This window comes from Streptomyces sp. NPDC000941 (genome assembly GCF_053599555.1).
Map to the genome: position 1 here is coordinate 1 of NZ_JBSFMM010000400.1, position 5203 is coordinate 5203.

General features: G+C 69.1%; 5 protein-coding genes. 2 read left to right on the plus strand and 3 right to left on the minus strand.

What is annotated here, in order from left to right; translation table 11 throughout:
• The 3 genes from ACWDSL_RS51680 to ACWDSL_RS51690 form a co-directional block, all read right to left on the minus strand.
• The coding region (locus tag ACWDSL_RS51680; RefSeq protein WP_450496516.1) for a tetratricopeptide repeat protein at positions 1–217 on the minus strand (217 nt) is incomplete at its 3' end.
• Positions 218–295: 78 nt separating this feature from the next.
• Entirely contained in the window at positions 296–1417 is a 1122-nt protein-coding gene (locus tag ACWDSL_RS51685; protein WP_450496517.1) for a PP2C family protein-serine/threonine phosphatase, read from the minus strand.
• A 70-nt stretch (positions 1418–1487) separates the two neighbouring features.
• Positions 1488–2414, minus strand: a complete 927-nt coding sequence (locus ACWDSL_RS51690; protein ID WP_450496518.1) for an endo alpha-1,4 polygalactosaminidase — start codon at positions 2412–2414, stop codon at positions 1488–1490.
• 244 nt (positions 2415–2658) lie between these two features.
• Here ACWDSL_RS51690 and ACWDSL_RS51695 point away from each other — a divergent pair, with 244 nt between their 5' ends.
• Positions 2659–3537, plus strand: coding sequence for a hypothetical protein (locus tag ACWDSL_RS51695; RefSeq protein WP_450496519.1), 879 nt, complete (start codon positions 2659–2661; stop codon positions 3535–3537).
• Between the two features lie 235 nt (positions 3538–3772).
• Positions 3773–5104 (plus strand): YncE family protein, encoded by a 1332-nt coding sequence (locus ACWDSL_RS51700; protein WP_450496520.1) that lies wholly within the window; start codon positions 3773–3775, stop codon positions 5102–5104.
• Positions 5105–5203: the final 99 nt, after the last annotated feature.

The following is a 5203-nucleotide window of genomic DNA, read 5'->3' on the forward strand; positions in this document are numbered from 1 at the left end:
GGGGCTGCGGGGGCGCCCCCATGGCGCGGGCCATCAACTCCCGCGCCTGCGGGTCGCCGGGCGCGTGCTGCAGGGCGACGGCGACCTCCGCGACGGCCGCGTCCTGCCGGCCCGCGGTGAGCAGGAGTTCGGCGAGGTGCAGCCGCAGCGGTACGTCGCCGGGCGCCGCCGCGACGGCCGCGCGCAGGCTCTGGATCAGGGGCGAGTCGTCCGACATGGCGCACACTCTAGGAGGTGGGCCACACCGGTGATCACCCTCCCCCCGAAGTGCTTGGCCCGTGGTGTGCGCGGGCGGTTAGCCGTCCGGTGTGTCGGGGCAGCGGGCGATCACGACGATGGCCGCGTCGTCGTTCACATGGCCGCCGGTGTGCCGGAGCATGTCGTCCTGGAGATAGCGGGTCAGCGATCGTGGGTCGCCGCCCGGCCAGGCCGCGACGCGGTCGACGAGCGGGTAGAAGTCACCGGCGGCGTTCCGCGCCTCGATCAGGCCGTCGGTGTGGAGCAGCAGCAGATCGCCGTCTTCGAAGTCGAAGGTTTCGGTCTTGTAGTCGTCCGCGGACGTCACGGCCAGCCCCAGCGGCAGCGCGGGCTCGCCGACCTCCAGCGTGCGGACCTCCCCGCCCCGCAGCAGCAGCGGAGGGGGGTGTCCGCAGCTCACCATCATGGCGAGGGGGCGGTCGTCATAGACGTCAAGCGCAAGAGCGGTCACGAACGACTCGTGGGGGTCAGGGCCGGACCTGCCGCTGTGGTCCCAGTTCCAGCGCATGGCATTGCCCAGGTGCGCCGCGAGGGCGGTCAGCGGGAGGTTCCGGTAGGCGGACCCGCGGAAGGCACCGATCAGCGCCGCCGCGTCCCCGACGGCGGACAGGCCCTTGCCGCGTACGTCGCCGATGACCAGGCGGGCCGCGTCCTTGGTGACCACGGCCGCGTAGAGATCCCCGCCGATCTGTGCCTCCTTCTCGGCCGCGAGATATACGGAGGCGATCCGCAGCGTTCCCATCCGGTCGGGCAGCGGCCGCAGCAGGACCTCCTGGGCCGCCACGGCCACCGAACGGACCTGGGTGAGCTTGCGCTGGTGCCGGTCGGCCGCGAACCGGAAGGCCGTCACCAGGGCCGAGATCAGCAGGAGGGTGCCGACCTGCGCCTGGTGGTTCGCGGTCATCAGACCGCCGTGCAGATGGGCGATGGCCACCTGGGCCGCGACGGCGAGTGCTCCGATCACGCCGGTGGCCATGGGGCCCGCGAACGAGGCGGTGATCGCGGGCGCGGCGATCAGGAACGGGCCCAGATGGATGGACTCGGGTGTCTGGAGGTCGATCGCGGTGATCGCCACGATGATCCCGAGTGGAATGGCGAGCAGCCACCGGCTCCACCGCCGTGAACCGGCCGGATGGGCAGGAGCGTGCCGATCGCGCATATCTCCTGCTTACACCCGTTGCCGCCACGGCGCCCGGCTGTTGTGGCCGGTGATACGGGCTTGTACGGGCTTATACGGAGGCGCAGGTCTCGCGTATGTAGTCATCGCTGTCCGGCGCGGACACGTCCAGGTCGCGGCGGACGATGGCGACCCCCGGCTGCTGCCAGTCGGCACAGGCGGTCTTGAGCGCGGAGGCCTTGTACTCGATCATGATGACCTTCGAGAAGGCCTTGGTGTAGTCGCCGCACTCCGGGGGATCCTGCTGCCCGCACTCCTCGGCGATGGCGAAGTCCAGACCCAGCTCCTCGCGGTGCGAGGCGAGCTCCAGGGTGTTCTTCTGGCCGATCGCCAGGTGTGCGGCGTGTGCGCGGTCGGCCAGCAGCTTGATGAACGCCATGGCGTCGTCTTCGGTGAGCAGGTCCTGGGAGCGGGTGTAGCTGTCGTAGTTGTCCGGCTCCACGGCCTGGTAGCCGGCCTTGGCGCAGCCGTCGATCCAGCCCCCGACCGTATCCGCGATCCGCTCCCGCTTGTCCTCGGTGCGGATGTCGAACAGCGCCTCACCCCAGTCCTCGTCCATCACCACATCGCCGTTCGCGTCCCTGAGCAGCAGATCGTGGTCCCAGTCGGCCTCGGCGTCCGGCTGCGCCTGGAAGGCGTTGACGTAACAGATGTTGTACAGGCCCGGCGCGGGCGCGGCCTCGCGGTCCCTGCTGACGATCTCCACACCGGAGGGCGGGGTGTACGGCTCGTTGATCTGGTAGTCGAAGTTGGCGCCGTCGGTCGGCGGGAGCGTGACACCGTCGGCCGGGGCGGCGCGCTTGGCATCGGGGGAGGCGGTGGCCCGCGGGGCCTTGGTCGTCTTCTTCGTCCGTGGAGAGTCCTCCGGCCCCGCGTGGGCGATTCCGATCACGGTGAAGAGGGCGGCGATGCCGATCAGGACCACCAGCACCGCACCTGTCAGCGGCTGGCGGGGCGAGAGGGAGCTGCGTAGAGACATGTGCTTTCCCATGTGTTGGACGCTGACCCCGCCTCGGACCACGGTCCTGGCGACCAATGCCGGACTGGTGATGGGGGACATCCGTTACCGGCTGGGTGCGTCGCTCTCGGCGCCTCGCTCCGGAGAGACTTCGGCACACCGAATGTAATGATCCAACTGAACGAGCGTCAAGTGGTGTTCCACGAGGGCACCGGCCACCCTCCCTCCGGAGGGGCAGAAGACCAGGTCCGATAGGGTGCGGGCCATGTTTTGGCACCAGAATTCCCTGCACACCGTCCAGCGTCGGCAGCCCCTCACCGTGGCGTCCCGCCGGAGCAAGAAGACCCTCGTCGCGGCCGTCGGCATCGGAATGGCTCTGGTGCTGAGCGGATGCAACGACGACGACGGCGGGGCCACGGACGGGACCAAGGACGAGGGCGCCCGCGCCACCCAGCCGAAGTCGCCGTCGTCCGGGTCGTCGCAGTCTTCCGGGTCTTCCGGGTCGTCGGGGTCCTCCTCCGCCCCGTCGGGCCCAGCGGCCGACAAGCCGCTGGTCGCGGGGTGGCAGACGCAGACCAGGGAAGAGCACCACTTCCGCTACGACGTGCCGGCCAAGGCCGACAAGTGGAGGGTCTTCAACCCCGACGTTTCCCTCTCCTACAACGATGAGACGGGCAAGCCGATCGTCGTGATGACCGGCGCCGCCAACTACCGCGAGGGCGGCTGTGCGTCGAGCCCCAACCCCAAGGCGTTCGGCGAGGCGGGCAAGGGCCAGCTCGCCACGGTCGGTACCACCGGCGGTGGCAAGGACGGCTCCTTGCAGGAGAACGCCCGGAACTGGGCGGGCAACTGGGGCTTTGTCGCCTACGGTGGCAAGGACAACAAGCCCAAGATCGAGGTCAGTCAGGCCAAGCCGTGGAAGCGGAACGGCATCGAGGGCTACACCGCGACCGCCAAGGTCACGGTGGTCAACCGGCCGAGCGCCTGTGTTCCGCCGAAGGCCATCGTGCACAGCATCGCGCAGAAGCTCCCCGACGGCACCATGCACGGCTGGGTCATCTACGCGGACCAGGGCGTGCCGAACGGGCTGACGTCGGCCGAGATCGAGAAGATCATGAACACCGTCCGGCCGACGGACGGCTGACCCCGCGCGGCGGACACCGGACGGTTCCGGGTTTCCCGTCACGTACGTCACGTATAGCTCGCCCTCGGGCGGCCCGGATGAGGGCGGCCCGAGGGCGAAGTTGAGTCCGTGTCATTTTTGCCGTCCCCGGCCTTGTGGGTTGGGGGCGGCTTCATTACTTTCCAGTAGGCAGCGCACCGCCATGTTCATGACCGCGTTTAAAAGGGGCGTTCCCCGCCGTCTGGAAGGATGCACCATGCCTGTCTGCGCAGCCGGGCGTGCCCGGCGAGTGTTCTCCGCGAGCGGCACTCGGCACCGCGGATCCACCCGCACCCTGCTCTCCCTCGCCGCCGCCGTGGTGCTGGCCGTGACCGGCTCCGCCGCGGCGACCGCCGCCCCGCCGGCCTCCGCATCGGGCGATGCGCGCACCGGCGCCGCCGCGCTGCGGGAGGTGATGTTCGTGGGCAACAACTGGGACGGCACGGCCGATGTCATCAAGTCCACCGGAGATCTTGCCAAGATCGGCCGGATCAACGTCATACCGGACAAGGACCAGCGGCTCACCGAGATCTATCTCAACCCCATCAAGCTCGCGTTCTTCCTCGGCATCCGGCAGGGGCCGGGGGAGGGGCACGATCAGTTCGTCGACGACATGTACTCGACCCCGGACGGATCGGCCATCGTCGTCTCCCGCCCGAGCTTCGCCGATGTGGTGTCCATCGACCTCGCCACGGGCCAGGTGAGGTGGCGTTTCCCGGTGTCGGGGTTCCGTGCGGACCACATGGCGGTGTCGCCCGACGGCAAACGCGTCGCGGTGTCCGCATCGACCTCGAACACGGTGCATATTCTGGACATCGAGACGGGTAAACAGCTCGGCCAGTTCTCGGCCGGCGACAAGCCCCATGAGAACGTCTTCACCGACGGCGGGAAGTATCTGTGGAACATGTCGATCGGCGAGGTCAACACCGCGCTGGACGACCCGTCGATGGACTGGACGAAGGGCGACCGCCACATCACCGTGGTCGACACGGCCACCTACAAGCAGGTCAAGGTCATCGACATGCGGGACCGGCTGGACGCCTTCGGGCGCAAGGACCTGTCGGACGCGGTCCGGCCGGTGGCCTTCACCCCCGATGAGTCGAAGCTCTACTTCCAGGTGTCCTTCTTCAACGGATTCCTGGAGTACGACGTGGCCACCGACAAGATCACCCGTGCCAAGACCCTCCCGAAGAACCCCGCGACCAGCGAGGACCGCACCACCTGGGTCAACGACTCCCGCCACCACGGGCTGTCGATGAGCCCGGACGGCAACAAGCTGTGCGTCGCCGGGACGATGGACGACTACGCGACCGTCGTCGACCGCGCCACCTTCCAGGAGGGGCCGCTGGTGCCGACCTCCAAACCGTACTGGGCGACGGTGAGCGGCGACGGCAAGTCCTGCATCGTCTCCGAGAGCGGCGCCGACCAGGTCACCGCGATCGACTTCGCGACGGGCAAGAAGGTCGCGTCCGTCGCGGTCGGCGACCATCCGCAGCGGGTCCGGATCGGCCATGTGGCGGCCGACTGGACCGGCCCGCGGACCCCCTGAGACCGGTGCTACCGCGGGGCCGGTCCGGGCGCGCCGGGCCGTTGGTGCGGATCAGCACCCCCACCGGGCTGTATCCGTTACGGCTGTCGTACATCAGGG